The following is an 18,232-nucleotide window of genomic DNA, read 5'->3' as shown; positions in this document are numbered from 1 at the left end:
TTTATATGGTAAATATTATGAGAACTTTTCTGACTTTTCTTCAGCTATTTATGAATGTCTGAATGATGCCCATCTGAAACATAAAAAAGAACTGGATTCCTTGCTGACTCTACGATTTCGGAAGTTTAATAAATCTCAGATTATGAACGTCTAAAGTATATAACGCTTAAGACGCTCAGGATGTTTTTCTACTTCTTCAATGGCGGCGAGCGTTTCTGTATTAGGAATTTGAACATCAAAGGGAAAACCTTGATGAAAATCGACATCAGATAAGGCTGGATGCTGGATTTTTTGTAGGAGAAGCTGTTGTTCTTCGTCAGTTAAGGAAAGGATAATTTGAGCAAGGGAATCAATTAGTTTAGTATTGATTGCAGCAGCAGCTTGACTCATGGTTAAACAAATAATTGGGAGTTAATTAATTATTTTAATCTAGTTTAGCGCGAGTTAGCACCCCCTAGCGATCGCCTCTTATTCCAGAAAACGGGTTTTTTAAAGAAACCCGTTTTCTCAGTTGATGAAATAAGCTAAAATCAAATCAACTCGTTGCCCTCGCCTTATGTTTTCTATCCAAACTACCTACACTCAAGCTCAAGAAAATTTAGCGAGCCTTCTGGATCGACTGGAAAGCGAGAATAGTATGGCGATTATTACTCGCCCTGGTCATAAAGATATGGCACTATTAAGCGCAGAGGAATTAACTGGCTTATTAGAAACCGTTTATCTTTTGCGATCGCCTGCGAATGCTCGAAAGTTATTGGCAGCACTGGAACGTTCAATGGAGAGGGACGTTAAAACAATACCGGGACAGACAGTTACAGAACTTTGTCAGGAGTTAGGAATTGAACGCCAAGAGTAGGGCAATTGTCTTTGACAGTCAATTTCGAGAAGATTTAAGATGGTGGTACAAAACAGATAAAAAAATCGCCTTTCGCCTACTCGATCTCGTAGAATCTGTCACCGCCGATCCCTTTACTGGAATAGGCAAACCAGAACCCATAAAGTATCTTGAAGCTAATACTTGGTCACGCCGAATTACCACAGAACACCGTCTAGTCTATCGAGTCAAAGATGACCGCATTGAGTTTTTAGCAGCACGATATCACTATACTTAAACAGCTTATGTATTCCAGAAAACGGGTTTCTCAAAGAAACCCGTTTTCTATGGCATTCATCTTGCTTAATTGATAACAGTTTTTAACTTTTCCAAGACAGAATTGTTTAACGTAATTTTTCCCATTCTTCTCTACTAATATTTGCTTGTTGTAAAATTTTAGCCAGCAAGCTTTTACTGATATCTCCTTGGTGTGGATTAGGAATCCAGATTTTTAATTTTCCCTGCACCATATATTGATGATTTCCTCCTACCAAAGGACCAGAAAATCCCAGCTTTCTCAACTGGCGAATTAACTCTTTCCTTTTGATGGGGGCAAAAGGTGGCATCAGGCGATTTTTTGTTGAGGGGTTAGATTGATACCGTCAATAATCGGTAACTGATGCTGTAAGCGTAGTCCTAAAATAACCCAGCCTTCCAAAACTTCCTGTAACTGTTCCTTAGTAGCTTCGAGAGTTGTCCCATTAGCATATACTCCCTCAAATCCCGGAATTTCTCCATAAAAAGTACCGTCTTCTAGAACTTCATAAGTTGCCAGTTCCATTGCTTGTTTTAGATATTTTGTTAGCATCATTGACAGGAATAAAGCTCAGTGATTGTCTCGAAGATTGTCGATTTGATGATCAGTTGTTTTGAACTTGGCGATAATTTTGCCCTGTTTCTCAGCTTACCAGAAAACGGGTTTCTCAAAGAAACCCGTTTTCTTCCGTTTTCTCAGTTCCAATGGCGCTTAAGTGCCGCTCCCGCCCCCAGTAAGCCTAAAGCCAGCAAACCCAGGCCAGAACTTGATTCAGGAACAGGAACAGTCTGGGCAAAGCGAACTTCAGAGAGACCAATAAGCCCTGGTGCTGTCCAACCAACGAACCAATTGTTTGCTACATCAATTCTAGCATATTGGGCTTGAATTAAAGGAAAGGAAAAGATTGTCGCTGGTATGTTAGTTGCCGTACCTTCAGGTAGTGTTAGGGTTCCTGATACATAAACTGGACTGCTAAAGTCGGAGTTATTGGAGAGAATTAGTGTGAAATCCTTGATTCCGCGATCAGTAGCTGTGGTATTAAAAGCGTTGTAATTCCACAAAGCCAAGGTATCTAAGAACACAGAACTGCCAAAATCAAAATCAAGATTGACATCAGCAGGAGTCGTCCCGATTTCTAAACGTACTCCCCAGAAATTAGAAAAATCCATACCTGCGACGTGCTGTTGCTGCAAAGCGTTTCCAGGTCCAGTCAACCCATTGCCGTTGGCAGTGTTGACTAAGGCTCCAACGTTGGGAGTAGCAGAGCCTGCATTAAGCGTTAAGGTTGGAGTCGGATTGTAGATGATCGGCAGCGCTTGGACGGGGAGGATAGTCAGTCCAGCGATCGCGCTAACTGTGCCAGCGAAGACAACACCAGCCAGAGAGAGAGATTTGAAGTTAGTTGTAAAATTCATGGGCAATTTTGGGCAAATTCCACCAGCATTTTACTCCCCCCCCGATTTTGTCAAATATCGCTTTTTTATCGATTGCTATAGAGTTTTATCTCCAGAAAACGGGTTTCTCAAAGAAACCCGTTTTCTCAGTGCGATCGCTGGTGGAAGATCGGGTTTGGGATATTTGTAATGTTTGATACAAAGCTCTGGATTATCTGTTCTTAAGATGAAGGCTGGTGTTGCTAATTGATCGGAAAAGAGGCCGGCGCAAGCAGATAAAAACCGCAGAGAAGCTTGTGCCGTGGGATCAAAATTATTAAGCGGAGAATAGCCTCTGACCGGAATTCAACATCAAAATCAGTAGGAAACTTGTCATCGCCTAAGTAAAGTAACCCTTTATCCACGACACAACACAATAGGAAAAATACTTATGAGTTATGGAACGCGTGTTCAAGCTATCTCTCAAGTAACGGATCGTAAACCCCTACCTAGCAAAATTCCTCAACGTTTAGAGGCCCTCTGGGCAACCGATGTGTTTACCCTGAGCAAAATGCAGGCCAGTCTTCCCAAAGACGTATTCAAATCGGTCAAAAACACGATTTTAACCGGGGGAAAATTAGACGTTTCCATCGCCAGTGCGGTAGCGGCAGCGATGAAAGATTGGGCCACGTCCAAAGGGGCGCTGTACTATGCTCACGTCTTCTATCCGATGACTAACGCCACCGCCGAAAAACACGATGGTTTTATCTCCGTGCAGAGCGACGGTTCGGTGATCACGGAATTTACGGGCAAAGTCTTAGTACAGGGAGAACCGGACGGGTCTTCCTTTCCTAACGGCGGACTTCGCTCCACCTTTGAAGCGCGGGGTTACACCGCTTGGGATGTCACCAGTCCCGCCTACGTTATGGAGACGGATAATGGTGTCACCCTCTGTATCCCCACGGTTTTTATCTCTTGGACAGGAGAGGCCCTCGACAAAAAAACGCCCCTTTTACGTTCGATTTCATCGATGAGTAAAGCCGCCACCAGGGTGCTTAAACTATTAGGACATACGGAAGTCGCCCCCGTTAACTCCAGCTGCGGCGCTGAACAGGAATATTTCCTAGTCGATGCTCATTTTGCCCATAGTCGCCCCGATTTACTGCTCACCGGTCGCACCCTATTTGGTAAACCCGCCGCTAAGGGTCAACAGTTCGACGATCATTATTTTGGTGCGATTCCCGAACGGGTTCAGGTGTTTATGCAGGAAGTGGAGGAAAGAATGTATCGCCTCGGCATTCCGGCCAAAACCCGCCATAATGAAGTCGCTCCCGGACAGTTCGAGATTGCCCCCTTTTTCGAGGCTGCTAACGTGGCCAGTGACCATCAGCAGTTAATTATGACTTTGCTGAAAAGTACGGCTAAAAAACACGGTTTTGTTTGCCTACTGCATGAAAAACCCTTTGCGGGAATTAATGGTTCGGGAAAACACGTTAACTGGTCGGTAGGCAACGCTACCCAGGGCAATTTGTTAGATCCGGGCGATACTCCCCACGCTAATATGCAGTTTTTGTTATTCTGTGGGGCGGTGATTCGTGGCGTTCACAAGTACGGGCCGCTTTTACGCGCAGTGGTGGCTACCGCCAGCAATGATCACCGTTTGGGGGCAAATGAAGCTCCCCCCGCCATTATTTCGGTATATTTGGGCAGCCAGTTAGAAAAGGTATTCGACCAAATTAGCCAAGGCCGAATTGAGGGTTCTGATGCCCCGGGGTTGATGGATCTCGGTGTCGATACCCTGCCGGTATTCCCCAAAGATCCTGGTGATCGCAATCGTACCTCTCCTTTTGCTTTTACGGGCAATCGCTTTGAATTCCGCGCCGTGGGTTCTAATCAGTCAGTTTCCGGGCCGCTGGTGGCGATGAACACGATTCTAGCCGATTCCCTGACTTGGGTGGCGGATAACTTAGAAAGCCGGATGAAAGCAGGGGAAGACCTCAAGACTGCTGCCCAGGGTGTTCTCAAGGAGATCATGGACAAACACAGAAATGTGATCTTCGGAGGTAACGGATATTCCCCGGAATGGCACAAAATGGCGGTAGAAGAGCGCGGTTTGGCTAATCTCCGCACCACCGCCGATGCTTTACCCGTGCTGAAGGCTGATTATATCGAAGAACTGTTTGCCCGCATGGGTGTGCTTACCCCCGTTGAACTGGAAAGTCGTTTCGATGTCTATGCGGAACAGTATTTGCTGGCCATCGAGGTGGAGGCGAAACTGGTGGTGAGTATGGCTAAAACGATTATTTATCCCGCTGCCGTTCGCTACTTGTCGGAATTGTCTTTGGCGATCGCTAATGCGGCGGCGATCGGCATCGAGATGGATAAGGAAAGGGCCCAAACCGTCTCGAATTTAATTAAATTACTGATGGATGGCGTTAGCAAACTGAGTGAGGCCATGGCTAAAGACGATTTTGACTCGATCGAGGAACATATGCAGTATTCCGCTCAAACGATCCGTCCCTTGATGGATAAGGTGCGCGAATATGCTGACACACTGGAAGGGGAAGTGGCCGACAATTTCTGGCCGCTGCCTACCTATCAAGAAATGTTGTTTGTTAAATAACATGACGGCAAGGAGGGGGTGAATAGCTGGAAAAATGATTGGCCACCCCCTTCTTTTTAGCTGTTATCGAAACAACCCTGGGTGCATCTCATTTTTGCCCTCTCAAAAATTAATTATGCAAGAACTCTATAGTAGGGTTGATTCATGAATCAACCCTACCCAAACCCTAGAGCGCATTAGTTTTTCGGTGGGATGCTTACAGGCAGCTGCTGATATATCTGTAATAATTTAAGGGTCACTGATAATTGCTGATTGTCGGTATTTCTGCAAATGTGAGATGCACCCAACAACCCTTGTCTAAAACCTCGCCTTCTAGTCAGATTCTTCCCTCCTGCCTCCTGCCTTCGTTAGCTCTGGTAGTTTTAAGTTATGTTAAGAAAAGTAAATACAAACGTAAAACTACTATGGTATTAACTCCGACAATTGGCGAAAAATCCTATAATCGTCAGGATTGGCAAAAAGGCTATCAATCCCAACCTAACGAGTACGATTACGAGGTAGAAGACATCGAGGGGCAAATTCCCCCCGATTTACAGGGTACAGTCTTTAAAAACGGCCCCGGTTTACTCGATATCGCTGGCACTGCGATCGCTCATCCCTTTGATGGGGATGGTATGATCAGCGCGATTAGCTTCAACCATGGCCGCGTACATTATCGTAATCGTTTTGTGAAAACTGAGGGTTATCTCAAGGAAAAGGAAGCGGGAAAACCCCTTTATCGCGGTGTTTTCGGCACGAAAAAACCGGGGGGAATTTTCGGCAATGCTTTTGATTTGCGTCTGAAAAATATTGCTAATACTAATGTTATCTACTGGGGTGATAAATTACTGGCACTTTGGGAAGCGGCCGAACCCCATCGCCTCGATTCTAAAACCCTTGATACTATTGGTTTAGACTATCTCGATGGTATCTTAGAAAAAGGCGATGCTTTTGCCGCTCATCCTCGCATCGATCCCGCTTGTATTTTCGATAATCATCAACCTTGTCTGGTAAATTTTGCTATCAAAACGGGTTTGTCTAGTTCAATTACTCTCTACGAAATTAGTCCCACGGGTAAGTTATTACGTCGTCATACCCAGAGTATACCGGGCTTTTGTTTTATCCACGATTTTGTTATTACTCCCCACTACGCTATCTTTTTCCAAAACCCGGTTGGTTATAATCCTTTTCCCTTTCTTTTTGGGTTAAAAGGTGCGGGAGAATGCGTCATCAATCAACCAGATAAGTTAACTAGGATTATTATTATCCCCCGGGATGCTAACAAAGGAGAAGTGAAAGTTTTAGAAACTCCATCGGGTTTTGTCTTCCATCATAGCAATGCTTTTGAACAAGGGGAGAAAATTTATATTGATTCTATTTGTTATCAATCCTTACCACAACTGGATTCAAATAGCAGTTTTCAATCGGTAGATTTTGATAGTTTAGCACCCGGACATCTGTGGCGATTTACACTAAATTTATCAGAAAATACCGTTACAAGAGAATGTATTCTAGAGCATTGTTGTGAATTTCCCAGCATTCATCCTGCAAAAGTTGGTCGAGATTACCGTTATTTATACATCGCTGCCGCTCATCATGCCACCGGTAATGCTCCTTTGCAAGCAATCCTAAAACTGGACCTATTAACGGGAGAAAAACAGTTACATTCTTTTGCTCCCCGGGGATTTGCGGGTGAACCAATTTTTGTGCCTAAACCCGATGGAATTGCTGAAGATGATGGTTGGTTATTGGTAGTCACCTACGATGCGGCCAATCATCGATCGAATGTGGTAATCTTAGATGCTAAAGATATCACTAATTCCCTAGGGGTTATCCATCTTAAACATCATATTCCCTACGGGTTACACGGTAGTTGGGCCAGACAATGTTTTTAAGTTAATTGTCTAGGGGTGGATTGAAAACCCACCTTGACTAAACTTTACTCTTGAGAGCCTTCTTGTAATAGCCAAAAACCAGCGAAGGATTGCGATTCAGGGTTAGATTGAACGGCTAAAAAATGCAGATTATTGGCTTTTTGTTTAGCTTCTTCAAAGTTTTTGGCTTCGTTTAAAGTCTTGGCATTAGTGACATTGACGAGAATCCAGCTATCACTAGCACCCGTTTCTAAACGTAGCACGGGACGGGAACCAGTTTCTAACTTTAAATAGGCCATTTCTAACCCTGACATCCAACCAGCTAGGGGTAAAGCGCGGGGGGAAAAAATAACTAAACCGGGGATTTTTAGATTCTTATCTAATCCCATCCCTAGTATAGGCAAATTTTCTCCGAAGCTAATATCCCAATCTTTTAGATCATGAAAAGAAGACAATTCTAGCGTAACAAAAGCCCATTTATCTGCCTTATCTCCCCGGACAGCATCGGGAAGGGGAACAGCATTTAAAGGGGGATAATTCACGGAAGCAGTTTTAGTTAAATTTTGATCATAACCAACTTCTTGAGGATAGAAATTAACCATTCTTTCTTCTATCCATCTCGTTAAAGCATGAGTGCGACGACTAGGGGAAGCGGGAATACCGATATCCTCGCAAGCTTTGCTAATCATGTTATTCATCTGACGACGGAAAAAACGAATTTTTTTGGGAGTTACTCCCGCTGCCTTGATAGCTGCAGTAATTGCCTCTCCTAACCATTGGGAATTAACCATCGTATTAGGACAATAACTGGCATATTTAAATATTGTATCGGAGGGGCGATCGATTGTTGCCGGAGTTTCACAGATTAATAATTCCCATCTTTTTTTATTATTTTCATCCACCACCGGCCGCGAATAAAAATCAAGTTCCCAAATAGTCATATTTTTTTCAGTTATCAGTTATCAGTTATCAGTTATCAGTGAGGGGTTAGGGTGTTGGGGTTTTAGGGTGGTCACTGCGTGCGTTGTGTGATAATTTTTGCTTATGGAATCGTGAAATGTTTACTGGGAAAGACTTTTAGGACTATTTTGCGGATATTCTATCAGTATAGACCTAGTTTCCACACAGAAACCAGAAGAGCCGGGTAGGGTCGTTTCATTCTATCAAATGTCATTCTCTCAAATTTTTATCTGGCAACGTTTTTAGTCGATGCTTACCTCATAAGCGATTAAAGGTAGCAAAAAAAGAATTAGATTCGGAGAATGAATCAGTCCTACGCGTTGCGGGGGGTGTTGGGGTTTTAGTTGAAATTCCCCCATCTCCCCACTTCCCCACTTCCCCACTTCATAATTCATAACGAAGTGGTCTCCCTATCCCCTATTCCCGACAACAGTACGAACGCGGTAGATAGGACGTTTTTGGGATTCATGGTAAGTTCGCATCAAAATTTCTGCCAAAAGACCAAAACAGAGTAATTGTACCCCAGTTAAAAAGAATAACACGGCCAAGATTAACAAAGGTCGATCGCCGATTTCTTGTCCGAAACCGAGTTTGAGAATAGTCAGATAAGTACCTAAAATAATCCCCACTACCATCGATAACAGTCCGTAGAATCCAAAAATGTGCATCGGACGGGTGAGGAACTTTTTCATAAAAAAGACAGTAAATAAGTCCATAATCACGCGAATTGTGCGACCTAAACCATATTTACTCTGTCCGAACCTTCTAGGGTGGTGATTAACGGGAATTTCGGTTATTTTTGCCCCTTCAATAAAAGCTAATGCGGGTAAAAAGCGATGTAATTCCCCGTAAAGATTCATATCGGCGACTAATTCGGCTCGATAGGCTTTCAAAGAACAACCGTAGTCGTGTAATTTGACCCCTGTTACCTTGCCAATCAGCCAATTAGCTATTTTTGAGGGTAAAAGCCGTTTTACCTTGTCATCTTGGCGATTTTTGCGCCAGCCACTCACGAGGTCATAACCTTCCTCCAATTTGGCCAATAATAGGGGTATATCATTGGGATCGTTCTGTAAATCGCCGTCGAGGGTAATGATGACCTGTCCCGTGGCATAATTAAATCCGGCAGCCATGGCGGGGGTTTGTCCGTAGTTGCGTCGCAATATTACCGCCTTGAGATCATCGCGATTTTTGGCTAAATTAGTTAAAACCTCGGTAGAACCGTCCTTAGAACCGTCGTCAACACAGATAATCTCGTAGTTAATTTGATAAGAACGCAAAATCGAGGCGATACTCTCCACGAGATGGGGAATACTGTCCACTTCGTTATATATGGGAACCACTACCGATAAAGTCTGGATAGCAGCCTGCGGGTTGGGTTCGTTGACACTGATGGACGGTGTAATCGGGGACATATTTGACTGACGCGGGGACGTTTTGGGGCGATTGTATCACAATTCAGTTATCAGTTATCAGTTATCAGTTATCAGTTATCAGTTATCAGTCATCAGTTATCAGTTATCAGTCATCAGTTCACTGATTACTGTTTACTGTTTACTGTTCACTGTCCACTGTTCCCTGAAAATACCCCCCACTTCCCACTTCCCCACTTCCCCACTTCCCACACCCCACACCCCACACCCCACACCCTACACCCCTTATCCCTGTTCACTGCTCCCTGTTCCCTGTTCCCTGTTCTCTGTTTCCTTTTTGGCTAAAATTGCCTGACGAAAACCTAAAACGACAAGAATATTGGAGAGGGTGAGGAAAAGTTCGGCGCTGCCGTGTAACCAATCGACGTTGGCTAATTCTTTACCATAGTGGATTTTGGCGTAGATACCGGCAGGAATGGTGATAAAAACGAAGATTAACAGCACATAAAAGCCAATTAAGGCTAAACGGGGCATTTTTCCTGAACGAGTGATCAACCAAAGAAACCCCAGATAGGGAAACAGGGAAATGGCAAATAAACTCTCTTTATTCATTGTTAACGCTAATTTTACTGGAACGCCACAGCCACCAACCGGCAGCACAGAGGGTAAAATTTCCTAAGACAGTCATGGCTGCCTGTAGGGTGACTAACCAGGATAAGGCACTGATATTATCAAAAAAATGCCATGTACAGGCACACATGGCCCCAATTAAAGCGGGTAACATTCCCCAAGATAACATTCGCCACGATCGATCGCTACTGATTTCGCCATAGGTCCACACTAACCAGATCGCCGCTATCCATTCTACGACACTCGATACATGAACTATCCACGTCGGTATTGATAAAGCATTCATTTTTTTACAGTTATCAGTTATCAGTTATCAGTGGGTAAGTTATCAGTTATCAGTTATCAGTTATCAGATTTGAGTTCTTATCTCGTTCCTAGGTTCTACCTGGGAACCCTTTATTCAGGTTCTACCTGAAGGATATTTTAATAAAGAGCCTTAAATATTGTGTGTCAAGACAGAGCCTTGGCACAAGCAAAATTTTCTAGCCATTTAATTACCTGTTGACCTAAGCTAACATTGTTTAATCGATCGATCTCGCGAATGCCGGTGGGACTGGTGACATTAACTTCCGTCAGATAGCCACCAATCACATCTAATCCGACAAAATATAGGCCATCTTCTCGTAATTTTGGGGCTAAAGTGGCACAGATTTCTAATTCTTGATCGGTGATTTCTGTTTTTGCCACTCGTCCACCCACCGCCATATTACCGCGAAATTCCGAACCGGTGGGAATGCGATTAACTGCCCCGATGGGTTCACCATTGAGGACAATAATGCGTTTATCTCCTTCTTTGGCAGCTGGTAAATAATCTTGGATCATTACCGGTTCTTGTCCCCATTTTGTGCTAATTTCAATCATTGAATTGAGATTGCGATCTTCGGGACTAAGAAATAAAATTCCCTCCCCTGCTTTACCCCCCAAAGGTTTCATAACTGCCGCCCCTTTTTGGTTGACAAATTCCCTAATTGTCGCTTTATCTTGGGAAACAATTGTAGCAGGCATTACCTGAGCAAAGTGAATAGTATATAACTTTTCATTGGCATGGCGTAAACCCCTAGTTGAGTTAATTACTTGGGTTTTTTGGGGGTCGATCAAGTCTAATAAATAGGTGGCATAAAGATAGGCAATCGTCACGGGTGGATCTTTTCGCATCCAGACAAAATCGAAGTTTTCTAGACAGGTAAAAACTGTTTCTTGTCTTTGATACCATTGAGATACAGCCTCCCAATGATTATCTTTTAACTCCACAGGAACCAGTTCAATTTTAGTTAGTTTTGCCCAAGCTTTTCCCGCAATCGCACTGAGATCCGTGATGGAAGTCATCCAGACTTCATGGCCTAATAATTGGGACGCTTCCATGATAGCTACACTGGTATCATGGCCCGGATCTAAATACTCGATCGGATCGATAATAAAGGCTAGTTTCATTAATAGTTTTTATCCTTAATTCTGCAACAGGGGAGCTAAACCACCACTTCTCTCTAAAGCATAGATGTCATCGCAGCCCCCGATGTGTTGATCGTTTATAAAAATTTGTGGTACGCTTGTACGACCATTGGCTCGATCGGACATTTTGGCTCGCGCTTGTTCATCACCATCGATACAATATTCGGTAAACTCCACTCCTTTTTTCTTGAGTAATGCTTTAGCGCGGATACAGAAAGGACAGGAACTCCAAGTATAGATCTCAACTTTAGCGGCCATAAAATTTATCTGTTTTCTTTACAGTTCTTAATTTTAGCCGATAACCGAGCAGTGATCTTCCTTCAAGTCAGAAAACGCCAATTAGGGCGATTCCACTGATATATTGCTTGTATTTGCCATTCTTCACCGTTTTGAAAGCGAATACGGCAACTAACAGGGTGGGAGTCATCCTCACTTTCATTTACGGCGTTGTCAGATCAGAAGAGGAAAGATGCCATGCAATCCTTGCTATCAAAGTAATTTCAGTTCCGGTGCTGATTCGGATCATTTTTCCATTTGACAACGCCTATTGTAGGGCTAATTCATGAATTAGCCCTACACCTATTACCTCCCAGGGAAACCAGTCGCAATTATCGGGAGCGTCTGCGGGAATCCATTCCCATGAAAGTGCTAAAAAAGCTGATTTCAAAGGGTGACGATCCACGATAATCTAAGTATTGGGGAAATCATACCGTAAAATCACTGATCTATGACACCACGCTCGCTCACCGTTTTACTGCTTTCTGTTCTCTTCTGGCTGTCTAGCTGGCTTATCATCCCTACTGCTCAAGCTTTGACCCCAATTCAACTATTAGATGTATCTTACAAAGACTGTCCCCCCGAATTAGCCGAGGGGAGTGTCACCAGTGGGGGAACCAGTTTTCCGGCTAATTGTTTTTTAATCACCGGCAAAGCTAAAAATAATTCTGGAAAAACCGTCTATGATGCCGATGTTTTTGGTCGGATTTACGATGCTAACGGGGAACCAGCTTTACAAAATCGTAGCCGAGTCGGGGCAATTCCCGAAGTGCCACCGGGGATTAGTGATTTCGAGATCAGAATTTCTGTTTCTACCAATCAACCAACCCCCCTGCGACTGGAAAAATTCAAAGCTTCCGGTTTTACCAGTAGTGTGGATCCGCGGATTTAGAAACCGCTACTGACCAGACTGGTGGCCCCTGTGGCTACGACACTCTGAACAACGTTGAGCAGCAGGAATGCGAGAATCGGGGACAAGTCCATCCCGCCTAGGGGTGGGATAATCGAGCGAAAAAGGTTTAAATAGGGATCGGTAATCGGACTGAGAAAAGACATAATCTGATAGGCCCAACCAGCATTTTGGAACCAAGTCAGTAAAACCCTAACAATTAGGATTACCGAGTAAATTTGCAGGAAATTGTTGATTATCGTCAAAATAAACCCTATATCGCTCATAAATAAATATTCCCTCAAGAGGGCGTGATGGTTAGTTTAGCTTTGATCTTACCAAAAAAATCGTCTTAAGTTACTCTCGCCGTCCTATCTTAGTGGTTTTGACCAGCTATCGCTATTCCTTCTGGTTGACGGACACCGGGTAAGAAAACTGAATACAGCAGTTATCTTAATGGTGAGGTACGAAGTTTTCCTTTTGGGGAGACTCGGATTGTTCAAGTAGTTTTTCCATAGCTAACTGACGGTCCGGATGGGAGGACAGATAAAAACGATTGCATGGTATGATAAAGGTTTTGGAACTATTGTTTTAGGTCAAGATCATGGCGAAACGAATGCAGGTTATCCTCAATCAAAAAGTCAGCAAATTGGGTGAAAATGGCGATGTGGTGGAAGTGGCACCCGGTTATGCGCGCAATTACCTTATCCCCCAAGGGGTGGCCGTTTTAGCCACCAAGGGTGCGATTAAACAGGCAGAATTTAGGAAAGAAAAAGAGCGTCAACGTCTCCTTGCCGAAAAACAAGAAGCGGAAACCAGAAAAACTGCGATCGAAAAACTCAGTCCCTACACCATCCCTAAACAGGTGGGTGAAAACGAGGCCATTTTCGGTACTGTCACCAGTCAAGATGTGGCTACGGTTATTCTAGAAAATGCTAAATTAGAAATCGATCGCCGTGGTATTACCGTCCCCGATATCGGTCAATTGGGAGTCTATAAAGTACAAGTCAAACTCCATCCCGAAGTTAGTGCCGATATCGAAATTAAAGTAATCGCACAATAACAATTATCGGGGCATAGTTATCAGTAATCAGTGAAAATTTATCAGAGCGATTAACTAGCTAATGGCTGCTAGCTAATAACCATTAAAATATCAACAATTATGACTCATTCCACGGACATAAAAACCCTAGCACGATGGATGGCGGCGGATTTTAGTAATCAAGAACAAGCTTTTGCTAATCCGCCTTTTTTTGCCCATATTCGCGTGTGTATGCGTCCTTTGCCCGATGAATTACTGAAGGGAACCAGTTTATTTTTAGAGCAGGCCTACGATTTTATGCTCAATACTCCCTATCGTTTGCGAGTATTTAAATTATCGGTAGTCGATGACCATATTGAACTAGAAAACTTTAAAGTTAAAGAGGAAGCTAACTTTTTTGGTGCTTCTAGAGAACCCCAACGTCTCAAAAATCTCAGCTTAGACCTATTAGAACCGATGCCGGGTTGTGATATGAATGTAACTTGGACAGGTAACAGTTTTAAAGGGGTGGTGAAACCGGGGAAACAATGTTTAATCTTTCGCAAAGATAGAATGACTTATTTGGATAATAGTTTTGAAATTAGTGAACAGGGATTAATTAGCGTTGATCGCGGTTTAGATCCCGAAACCGATCAATTAGTCTGGGGTTCGATCGCCGGTCCCTTTGAGTTTGTGCGTCGCAGTAGTTTTGCTGAGGAAGTGTGAGAAAAATTCTCGGTTTTTAGCTATGAAAATCGCCACATGGAATGTCAACTCGATTCGCAGCCGACAAGAGCAGGTAATTAATTGGTTACAACTCAATCCCGTTGAGGTTTTGTGCTTGCAAGAAACTAAGGTAATCGATCGAGATTTTCCCAGAGAAGCTTTTGAATCTTTGGGTTATCATCTCTATATTTCTGGACAAAAATCCTATAATGGTGTAGCGATTTTTAGCCGAAAACCGATGGACGATATCACTGTGGGATTTAGTCCAATTATCGGCGAAAATTTAACGGGAGAACTAGACGAACAAAAACGTTTAATTACTGGAGTAATCGGCGATATTCGGATTATTAATCTCTACGTTCCTAACGGTTCTTCCCTAGATAGTGACAAGTATATTTATAAGCTTAAATGGTTAGAAACTCTTAGGAAATATCTAGATAAAATAATTAATTCTCAACCCCAAGAATTATGTATCTGTGGTGATTTTAATATTGCCTTAGAAGATAAAGATATTTATGATCCCAAGGGCAAAGAAAATCATATTATGTCTTCAGCTAAAGAAAGAGAAGCTTTAGAAAAGGTCTTAGAAATTGGTTTACAAGATGCCTTTAGAAAATTCACCTCGGCAGCAGGACATTATAGTTGGTGGGATTATCGCAGCGGTGGTTTTGCTCGTAACCGAGGTTGGCGAATCGATCATCTTTATTTAACTCCTCAGCTATACGAAAAAGCCGTTAATTGTCTGATCGATCGAGAACCCAGAAAACAAGAAAAACCTAGCGATCATACCCCTGTTATTCTAGAAATATCAAGCAAAAATAGCTAAAGGATCAACCTAGACTTTGCACAGCCAGAATTTTGCTCTCTTAGCTTCCCTAACCGGGGACTTTCACCTTGAGGATTTATTCGGTAACGAGAAAATGCTATGATTCGGGTTGAATTTACCAAGTTTATTAAATTATGCGTTCTCCCCAATTAATTGTTCTATTGCTCGGTTTATCCTTTCTCCCCAGCATCTCCCCCGCTTTTGTCCATGCTAGTCCCTCGATAGTGCCAGTGAAACAATCGAGTAATCGCGATGGGGGACAAAAAATCAGTGAAGCGGAAATTAAAGCAATGATTCAAGACATTGAAACCGCTATTAAAGATAAAAATATCGCCCTAATCCTCAAACACTATGCCCCGTTTATTTCCTCGCAATTGACCATTAAAACCGATGCTAGTACCGAAATTTTTGAGTTAGATGGCATCACGGAACATAAAATATTTTTAGAGGAATCCTACAAAAATATCAAAAGTATAGAGGTTCTTTCTGAGAATTGGGACGTGGATATTCTTGCTAATGACGAGATGGCGATTATCACTCGCGAGCGGGTAGTCAATATTACCAACACCGAGGGTGATAACTATATAGTGGCATCGGAAGCAGTGGCTAAAGTCGCTCCCATCGACGGCAAATTGAGGATATTTTCCATTCAAGAAACCGCCGAAGTGGGACGCAGACCAAAAAAATAATTAACTTCTCCGGTTGGGACTGGACCAACCCGACTCCCGCCGTCTTCGTCCCTCGATAAAACCGTCATCGTAGTCTCTGGAATTGCGCGGATTATCATAGCGGGCAAAGTTAAAACCGTCCTCTAGTCCGCGCTGAAATTCTTGCTCTGGTGGCACAAATCGATAACGTTGTCTATTATCCTGTACCGCTCGGTTGATTAACAACGCCCCCGCTCCAATACCAACGGCCTCACCAAAGGTTAAAGACCTAGCATAATTGATGTTAATTGTCAAGAAAGTTGTTGTTAAAATTAAGGCTTTTCCCCAATGTTGACCCATAAAATCCTCCTTCAAAAAATCAGGTTGACAACAAAACCAGTACAGATAGAGAGTTTCTCATAAAATCGACCACTGAATCCCTAAAATGAAAACTTTGTACCTCACCATTACGATAAGTGAGATCAAGAAGTTTTAGAAGAATGGGAGTGAAAGCGAATCCCCAAGAAGACATCGTAGAGGAAACTCCAGAAATTCTTACCTTGCAGTAAACCCAGAGACTGTTCACAGTCTTTTGCGTCTAAAAGCGGTTTAGTGGCATAGTATGCCGGTTGGTATTTGTACCAGGGAATCGACGGCCAAAGATGATGCACGAGATGATAATTCTGCCCTAAAATCAGCAGATTTAAGAGGGGACTGGGGTAAACTCGGGCATTTTTCCAACGATTACGCTCTTGGAAAGGACGATGGGGAAGATAATCAAAAAATAAACCGAGGGCAATTCCCACCACTAAAGCGGGAACAAACCAAAAATTCATCACATAGCCAATAAAACCGAATTGACAGGCGACGATGACTATGGTAGCCACAAAAAGACGACTGAGGAACCATTCCAGCAGTTCGTATTTTCGCCAGAGTTGCCGCTTAAAAAAGAAGATTTCATGATAAAAAAATCTGGCCGCAATCATCCACAAAGGTCCACCAGTGGAGACAAAATGATCCGGATCATTTTCGGGATCGTTAACGTGAGCATGGTGCTGTAAATGGACTCTAGTGAAGACCGGAAAGGCAAAACCGAGCATTAAAGCACTACCATGACCTAAAATAGCATTAAATACCCGATTCCTATGGGCAGAATTATGAGAGGCATCGTGGATAACTGTCCCCGATAAATGTAAAGCGAGGACATTAGCACTAAAACAAATCCAGTCCGGCCAGGACCATAGCCAATAGCCACAGGTAGATAGGGTTATTAGGCTCAAGGCACTGAAAAACATGGTAACGTTTGGGTTGAAGCCCCCCGGTGCTTTTAAATACTCTTTGGGGACTGTCAGCAACATCTCGGCCGACTGCATTATGGGTGTTGCTCCTTATTGTGTTCGCTTTACTGGCGTAAATTATCATACTACGCCTTTTTCATAAAGTTTTGTAACATTATCTTAATTAATCTAAAGCTATGAAGAAAGTAAGGATTTGTTATATGGTCTTCCCCCTCAGTCCCCGAAGGAAAAACGAGGCTACAAGAGAAAATCACGGGCGCTTAACGCCAGTTTCGCACTTAAATGATTAAAAAATTCGGCCAGAGACTCGGCTTGAGAGGGAGCGATCGCCTGTTTCCCCAGCATCACCGATTCTACTCTATCCCGATCGCCGAAAATATCGACAAGACACTCCCTATCGATATCGAATTCATGCAGTAAAGATTCTAACGTAGCGGTAGGATTTGTTCGGGCGATCGGATAATATTTCCGCTCGTATTCTTCCACCAATAACACCAATAAATCGAATAATAGTCCTTCGTCATTGCTTAACTCCCGTGACATCATCCCTTCAATTATGCTTAAAAATCGCTCATATTCTTGGGAGTTATTAATCGGTTTCGGTTGATACTGCAAGAGTAAATCACCATAGGTTAATGGATTAGAAGTAGGGATCATTTTTCCAGTTCTCCTTATTGTATTCAGCGTGACTTAGAATATATTTAACGAAAATGGTTTGACGAGAATAATTGATGTCAGCGATTAAACGGTATTTGTTTACCTTGATATTAAAAACTGTAAAATTTCCCACCGCCTCCGCCTTCGGGTAGCGACCTTGAACCTCTACTAAATTTTTCCAGTTAGCCTTACTAGCGAAGTTATACCAATCCCTAAGAGCGTCTTCTGCGTCCGAGTGGCGTTGCCAAAACTCTCGTAATTTAACTTTACTGATCACGTGCATCGATCGCTAGTTTTATTGTTGTCTTTAACTTAGATAAGTAGCTGGTTATAATTAAATTAAAAATGGATTTTAGGTTCGATCCCCCCTGCCCCCCTTGATAAGGGTAGGGTTGATTCATTTAAATTAAGTATAGCTAATTTTGAGTCAATAAATTTGACTGAAGATTCTCAATTTTATCTTTCTCTAACCAAAAGAGTTAGTCACAATAACTAATATTT

25 protein-coding genes and 1 pseudogene are annotated in these 18,232 nt (G+C 42.9%); 11 read left to right on the top strand and 15 right to left on the bottom strand.

The window, feature by feature from the left end:
- A pseudogene (locus EWV66_RS09745) lies at positions 1 to 154 on the top strand (IS630 family transposase); the annotation flags it as partial.
- Here EWV66_RS09745 and EWV66_RS09740 read toward each other — a convergent pair.
- A complete protein-coding gene (locus EWV66_RS09740; protein WP_287107317.1) occupies positions 151 to 390 on the bottom strand; it encodes a hypothetical protein in 240 nt (79 codons plus the stop codon). The pseudogene EWV66_RS09745 and the gene EWV66_RS09740 sit on opposite strands and share 4 nt — an antisense overlap.
- A gap of 166 nt (positions 391 to 556) precedes the next feature.
- On the opposite strand from EWV66_RS09740, the gene EWV66_RS09735 reads away from it, so the two are divergent.
- A complete protein-coding gene (locus EWV66_RS09735) occupies positions 557 to 856 on the top strand; it encodes a type II toxin-antitoxin system Phd/YefM family antitoxin (protein ID WP_002753456.1) in 300 nt (99 codons plus the stop codon).
- Positions 840 to 1,112 (top strand): Txe/YoeB family addiction module toxin, encoded by a 273-nt coding sequence (locus tag EWV66_RS09730; RefSeq protein ID WP_002763656.1) that lies wholly within the window; start codon positions 840 to 842, stop codon positions 1,110 to 1,112. The genes EWV66_RS09735 and EWV66_RS09730 overlap by 17 nt, the downstream gene beginning before the upstream one ends.
- Positions 1,113 to 1,218: 106 nt before the next feature.
- On the opposite strand, the gene EWV66_RS09725 is transcribed toward EWV66_RS09730, so the two are convergent.
- From EWV66_RS09725 to EWV66_RS09715, 3 genes are all read right to left on the bottom strand, one after another.
- On the bottom strand, positions 1,219 to 1,440 hold the full coding sequence (locus EWV66_RS09725) for a type II toxin-antitoxin system HicA family toxin (RefSeq protein WP_002732388.1): 222 nt from the start codon (positions 1,438 to 1,440) through the stop codon (positions 1,219 to 1,221).
- Complete coding sequence (locus EWV66_RS09720; RefSeq protein WP_052275279.1) at positions 1,440 to 1,685, bottom strand: type II toxin-antitoxin system HicB family antitoxin; 246 nt, start codon at positions 1,683 to 1,685, stop codon at positions 1,440 to 1,442. The genes EWV66_RS09725 and EWV66_RS09720 overlap by 1 nt, the downstream gene beginning before the upstream one ends.
- A 140-nt stretch (positions 1,686 to 1,825) precedes the next feature.
- A complete protein-coding gene (locus EWV66_RS09715; RefSeq protein ID WP_287107316.1) occupies positions 1,826 to 2,545 on the bottom strand; it encodes a PEP-CTERM sorting domain-containing protein in 720 nt (239 codons plus the stop codon).
- A 409-nt stretch (positions 2,546 to 2,954) separates the two neighbouring features.
- Here EWV66_RS09715 and EWV66_RS09710 point away from each other — a divergent pair, with 409 nt between their 5' ends.
- Both EWV66_RS09710 and EWV66_RS09705 read left to right on the top strand, forming a co-directional pair.
- On the top strand, positions 2,955 to 5,126 hold the full coding sequence (locus EWV66_RS09710) for a glutamine synthetase III family protein (protein ID WP_072927749.1): 2,172 nt from the start codon (positions 2,955 to 2,957) through the stop codon (positions 5,124 to 5,126).
- Positions 5,127 to 5,530: 404 nt separating this feature from the next.
- Positions 5,531 to 7,000 carry a carotenoid oxygenase family protein gene (locus EWV66_RS09705; protein WP_287107314.1) on the top strand — a complete coding sequence of 490 codons (1,470 nt, stop codon included), beginning with the start codon at positions 5,531 to 5,533 and terminating at the stop codon, positions 6,998 to 7,000.
- A 44-nt stretch (positions 7,001 to 7,044) separates the two neighbouring features.
- Here the strand turns inward: EWV66_RS09705 and EWV66_RS09700 are convergent, their stop codons facing one another.
- Together EWV66_RS09700 and EWV66_RS09695 are read right to left on the bottom strand one after the other, a co-directional pair.
- A complete protein-coding gene (locus EWV66_RS09700; RefSeq protein WP_072926872.1) occupies positions 7,045 to 7,920 on the bottom strand; it encodes a Tab2/Atab2 family RNA-binding protein in 876 nt (291 codons plus the stop codon).
- Between the two features lie 429 nt (positions 7,921 to 8,349).
- Entirely contained in the window at positions 8,350 to 9,354 is a 1,005-nt protein-coding gene (locus EWV66_RS09695; protein ID WP_052275274.1) for a glycosyltransferase, read from the bottom strand.
- A gap of 2 nt (positions 9,355 to 9,356) precedes the next feature.
- Here EWV66_RS09695 and EWV66_RS09690 point away from each other — a divergent pair, with 2 nt between their 5' ends.
- A complete protein-coding gene (locus tag EWV66_RS09690) occupies positions 9,357 to 9,479 on the top strand; it encodes a hypothetical protein (protein ID WP_283160188.1) in 123 nt (40 codons plus the stop codon).
- Positions 9,480 to 9,597: 118 nt separating this feature from the next.
- Here the strand turns inward: EWV66_RS09690 and EWV66_RS09685 are convergent, their stop codons facing one another.
- From EWV66_RS09685 to grxC, 4 genes are all read right to left on the bottom strand, one after another.
- Positions 9,598 to 9,924 carry a DUF3593 domain-containing protein gene (locus EWV66_RS09685; protein WP_052275273.1) on the bottom strand — a complete coding sequence of 109 codons (327 nt, stop codon included), beginning with the start codon at positions 9,922 to 9,924 and terminating at the stop codon, positions 9,598 to 9,600.
- Positions 9,917 to 10,228, bottom strand: a complete 312-nt coding sequence (locus EWV66_RS09680; RefSeq protein WP_002790576.1) for a DUF2499 domain-containing protein — start codon at positions 10,226 to 10,228, stop codon at positions 9,917 to 9,919. Before EWV66_RS09680 ends, EWV66_RS09685 begins: the two co-directional genes overlap by 8 nt.
- A gap of 164 nt (positions 10,229 to 10,392) precedes the next feature.
- The gene (gshB, locus tag EWV66_RS09675; RefSeq protein WP_287107311.1) at positions 10,393 to 11,373 is read right to left on the bottom strand and encodes a glutathione synthase; all 981 of its coding nucleotides are present in this window, start codon (positions 11,371 to 11,373) and stop codon (positions 10,393 to 10,395) included.
- Between the two features lie 15 nt (positions 11,374 to 11,388).
- Positions 11,389 to 11,649, bottom strand: a complete 261-nt coding sequence (gene grxC / locus EWV66_RS09670; RefSeq protein WP_052275271.1) for a glutaredoxin 3 — start codon at positions 11,647 to 11,649, stop codon at positions 11,389 to 11,391.
- A gap of 469 nt (positions 11,650 to 12,118) precedes the next feature.
- On the opposite strand from grxC, the gene EWV66_RS09665 reads away from it, so the two are divergent.
- Positions 12,119 to 12,559, top strand: coding sequence for a hypothetical protein (locus EWV66_RS09665; protein ID WP_002741759.1), 441 nt, complete (start codon positions 12,119 to 12,121; stop codon positions 12,557 to 12,559).
- Here EWV66_RS09665 and EWV66_RS09660 read toward each other — a convergent pair.
- Positions 12,556 to 12,843 carry a YggT family protein gene (locus EWV66_RS09660; protein ID WP_002766817.1) on the bottom strand — a complete coding sequence of 96 codons (288 nt, stop codon included), beginning with the start codon at positions 12,841 to 12,843 and terminating at the stop codon, positions 12,556 to 12,558. The genes EWV66_RS09665 and EWV66_RS09660 overlap by 4 nt on opposite strands.
- Before the next feature lie 317 nt (positions 12,844 to 13,160).
- Between EWV66_RS09660 and rplI the strand changes: the two genes are divergently transcribed.
- From rplI to EWV66_RS09640, 4 genes are all read left to right on the top strand, one after another.
- Complete coding sequence (gene rplI / locus EWV66_RS09655) at positions 13,161 to 13,619, top strand: 50S ribosomal protein L9 (RefSeq protein ID WP_002737358.1); 459 nt, start codon at positions 13,161 to 13,163, stop codon at positions 13,617 to 13,619.
- A gap of 99 nt (positions 13,620 to 13,718) precedes the next feature.
- Positions 13,719 to 14,303: a chromophore lyase CpcT/CpeT gene (locus tag EWV66_RS09650; protein WP_002766818.1), complete on the top strand. Its 585-nt coding sequence runs from the start codon at positions 13,719 to 13,721 to the stop codon at positions 14,301 to 14,303.
- Between the two features lie 22 nt (positions 14,304 to 14,325).
- Positions 14,326 to 15,129: an exodeoxyribonuclease III gene (gene xth, locus EWV66_RS09645; protein ID WP_052275270.1), complete on the top strand. Its 804-nt coding sequence runs from the start codon at positions 14,326 to 14,328 to the stop codon at positions 15,127 to 15,129.
- Positions 15,130 to 15,263: 134 nt separating this feature from the next.
- Positions 15,264 to 15,818, top strand: coding sequence for a hypothetical protein (locus tag EWV66_RS09640; RefSeq protein ID WP_052275269.1), 555 nt, complete (start codon positions 15,264 to 15,266; stop codon positions 15,816 to 15,818).
- Here EWV66_RS09640 and EWV66_RS09635 read toward each other — a convergent pair whose 3' ends face one another.
- From EWV66_RS09635 to EWV66_RS09620, 4 genes are all read right to left on the bottom strand, one after another.
- Complete coding sequence (locus EWV66_RS09635; protein ID WP_002785814.1) at positions 15,819 to 16,136, bottom strand: hypothetical protein; 318 nt, start codon at positions 16,134 to 16,136, stop codon at positions 15,819 to 15,821. It lies immediately after the preceding gene.
- 122 nt (positions 16,137 to 16,258) lie between these two features.
- Positions 16,259 to 17,149, bottom strand: a complete 891-nt coding sequence (crtR, locus tag EWV66_RS09630) for a beta-carotene hydroxylase (RefSeq protein WP_052275268.1) — start codon at positions 17,147 to 17,149, stop codon at positions 16,259 to 16,261.
- Positions 17,150 to 17,311: 162 nt separating this feature from the next.
- On the bottom strand, positions 17,312 to 17,731 hold the full coding sequence (locus EWV66_RS09625; protein ID WP_287107310.1) for a helix-turn-helix domain-containing protein: 420 nt from the start codon (positions 17,729 to 17,731) through the stop codon (positions 17,312 to 17,314).
- Positions 17,715 to 18,014 (bottom strand): type II toxin-antitoxin system HigB family toxin, encoded by a 300-nt coding sequence (locus tag EWV66_RS09620; protein ID WP_287107309.1) that lies wholly within the window; start codon positions 18,012 to 18,014, stop codon positions 17,715 to 17,717. The genes EWV66_RS09625 and EWV66_RS09620 overlap by 17 nt, the downstream gene beginning before the upstream one ends.
- Positions 18,015 to 18,232 lie beyond the last annotated feature (218 nt).

Source organism: Microcystis sp. M_OC_Ca_00000000_C217Col, from assembly GCF_007095585.1.
GTDB classification, from domain to species: domain Bacteria; phylum Cyanobacteriota; class Cyanobacteriia; order Cyanobacteriales; family Microcystaceae; genus Microcystis; species Microcystis panniformis.
Note: the sequence above shows the minus strand (reverse complement) of the source record. Positions and strands in the feature narration are given on the sequence as shown.

Bases quoted from the DNA above. Each gene is read 5' to 3' on its own strand.
- EWV66_RS09720 (WP_052275279.1), bottom strand. From the start codon at position 1,685: ATGATGCTAACAAAATATCTAAAACAAGCAATGGAACTGGCAACTTAT.
- rplI (WP_002737358.1), top strand. From the start codon at position 13,161: ATGGCGAAACGAATGCAGGTTATCCTCAATCAAAAAGTCAGCAAATTG.
- EWV66_RS09680 (WP_002790576.1), bottom strand. From the start codon at position 10,228: ATGAATGCTTTATCAATACCGACGTGGATAGTTCATGTATCGAGTGTC.
- EWV66_RS09710 (WP_072927749.1), top strand. From the start codon at position 2,955: ATGAGTTATGGAACGCGTGTTCAAGCTATCTCTCAAGTAACGGATCGT.
- xth (WP_052275270.1), top strand. From the start codon at position 14,326: ATGAAAATCGCCACATGGAATGTCAACTCGATTCGCAGCCGACAAGAG.
- EWV66_RS09705 (WP_287107314.1), top strand. From the start codon at position 5,531: ATGGTATTAACTCCGACAATTGGCGAAAAATCCTATAATCGTCAGGAT.
- EWV66_RS09725 (WP_002732388.1), bottom strand. From the start codon at position 1,440: ATGCCACCTTTTGCCCCCATCAAAAGGAAAGAGTTAATTCGCCAGTTG.
- EWV66_RS09625 (WP_287107310.1), bottom strand. From the start codon at position 17,731: ATGATCCCTACTTCTAATCCATTAACCTATGGTGATTTACTCTTGCAG.
- EWV66_RS09650 (WP_002766818.1), top strand. From the start codon at position 13,719: ATGACTCATTCCACGGACATAAAAACCCTAGCACGATGGATGGCGGCG.
- grxC (WP_052275271.1), bottom strand. From the start codon at position 11,649: ATGGCCGCTAAAGTTGAGATCTATACTTGGAGTTCCTGTCCTTTCTGT.
- EWV66_RS09635 (WP_002785814.1), bottom strand. From the start codon at position 16,136: ATGGGTCAACATTGGGGAAAAGCCTTAATTTTAACAACAACTTTCTTG.
- crtR (WP_052275268.1), bottom strand. From the start codon at position 17,149: ATGCAGTCGGCCGAGATGTTGCTGACAGTCCCCAAAGAGTATTTAAAA.
- EWV66_RS09640 (WP_052275269.1), top strand. From the start codon at position 15,264: ATGCGTTCTCCCCAATTAATTGTTCTATTGCTCGGTTTATCCTTTCTC.
- EWV66_RS09665 (WP_002741759.1), top strand. From the start codon at position 12,119: ATGACACCACGCTCGCTCACCGTTTTACTGCTTTCTGTTCTCTTCTGG.
- EWV66_RS09660 (WP_002766817.1), bottom strand. From the start codon at position 12,843: ATGAGCGATATAGGGTTTATTTTGACGATAATCAACAATTTCCTGCAA.
- EWV66_RS09700 (WP_072926872.1), bottom strand. From the start codon at position 7,920: ATGACTATTTGGGAACTTGATTTTTATTCGCGGCCGGTGGTGGATGAA.
- EWV66_RS09735 (WP_002753456.1), top strand. From the start codon at position 557: ATGTTTTCTATCCAAACTACCTACACTCAAGCTCAAGAAAATTTAGCG.
- EWV66_RS09715 (WP_287107316.1), bottom strand. From the start codon at position 2,545: ATGAATTTTACAACTAACTTCAAATCTCTCTCTCTGGCTGGTGTTGTC.
- EWV66_RS09620 (WP_287107309.1), bottom strand. From the start codon at position 18,014: ATGCACGTGATCAGTAAAGTTAAATTACGAGAGTTTTGGCAACGCCAC.
- EWV66_RS09695 (WP_052275274.1), bottom strand. From the start codon at position 9,354: ATGTCCCCGATTACACCGTCCATCAGTGTCAACGAACCCAACCCGCAG.
- EWV66_RS09740 (WP_287107317.1), bottom strand. From the start codon at position 390: ATGAGTCAAGCTGCTGCTGCAATCAATACTAAACTAATTGATTCCCTT.
- EWV66_RS09685 (WP_052275273.1), bottom strand. From the start codon at position 9,924: ATGAATAAAGAGAGTTTATTTGCCATTTCCCTGTTTCCCTATCTGGGG.
- gshB (WP_287107311.1), bottom strand. From the start codon at position 11,373: ATGAAACTAGCCTTTATTATCGATCCGATCGAGTATTTAGATCCGGGC.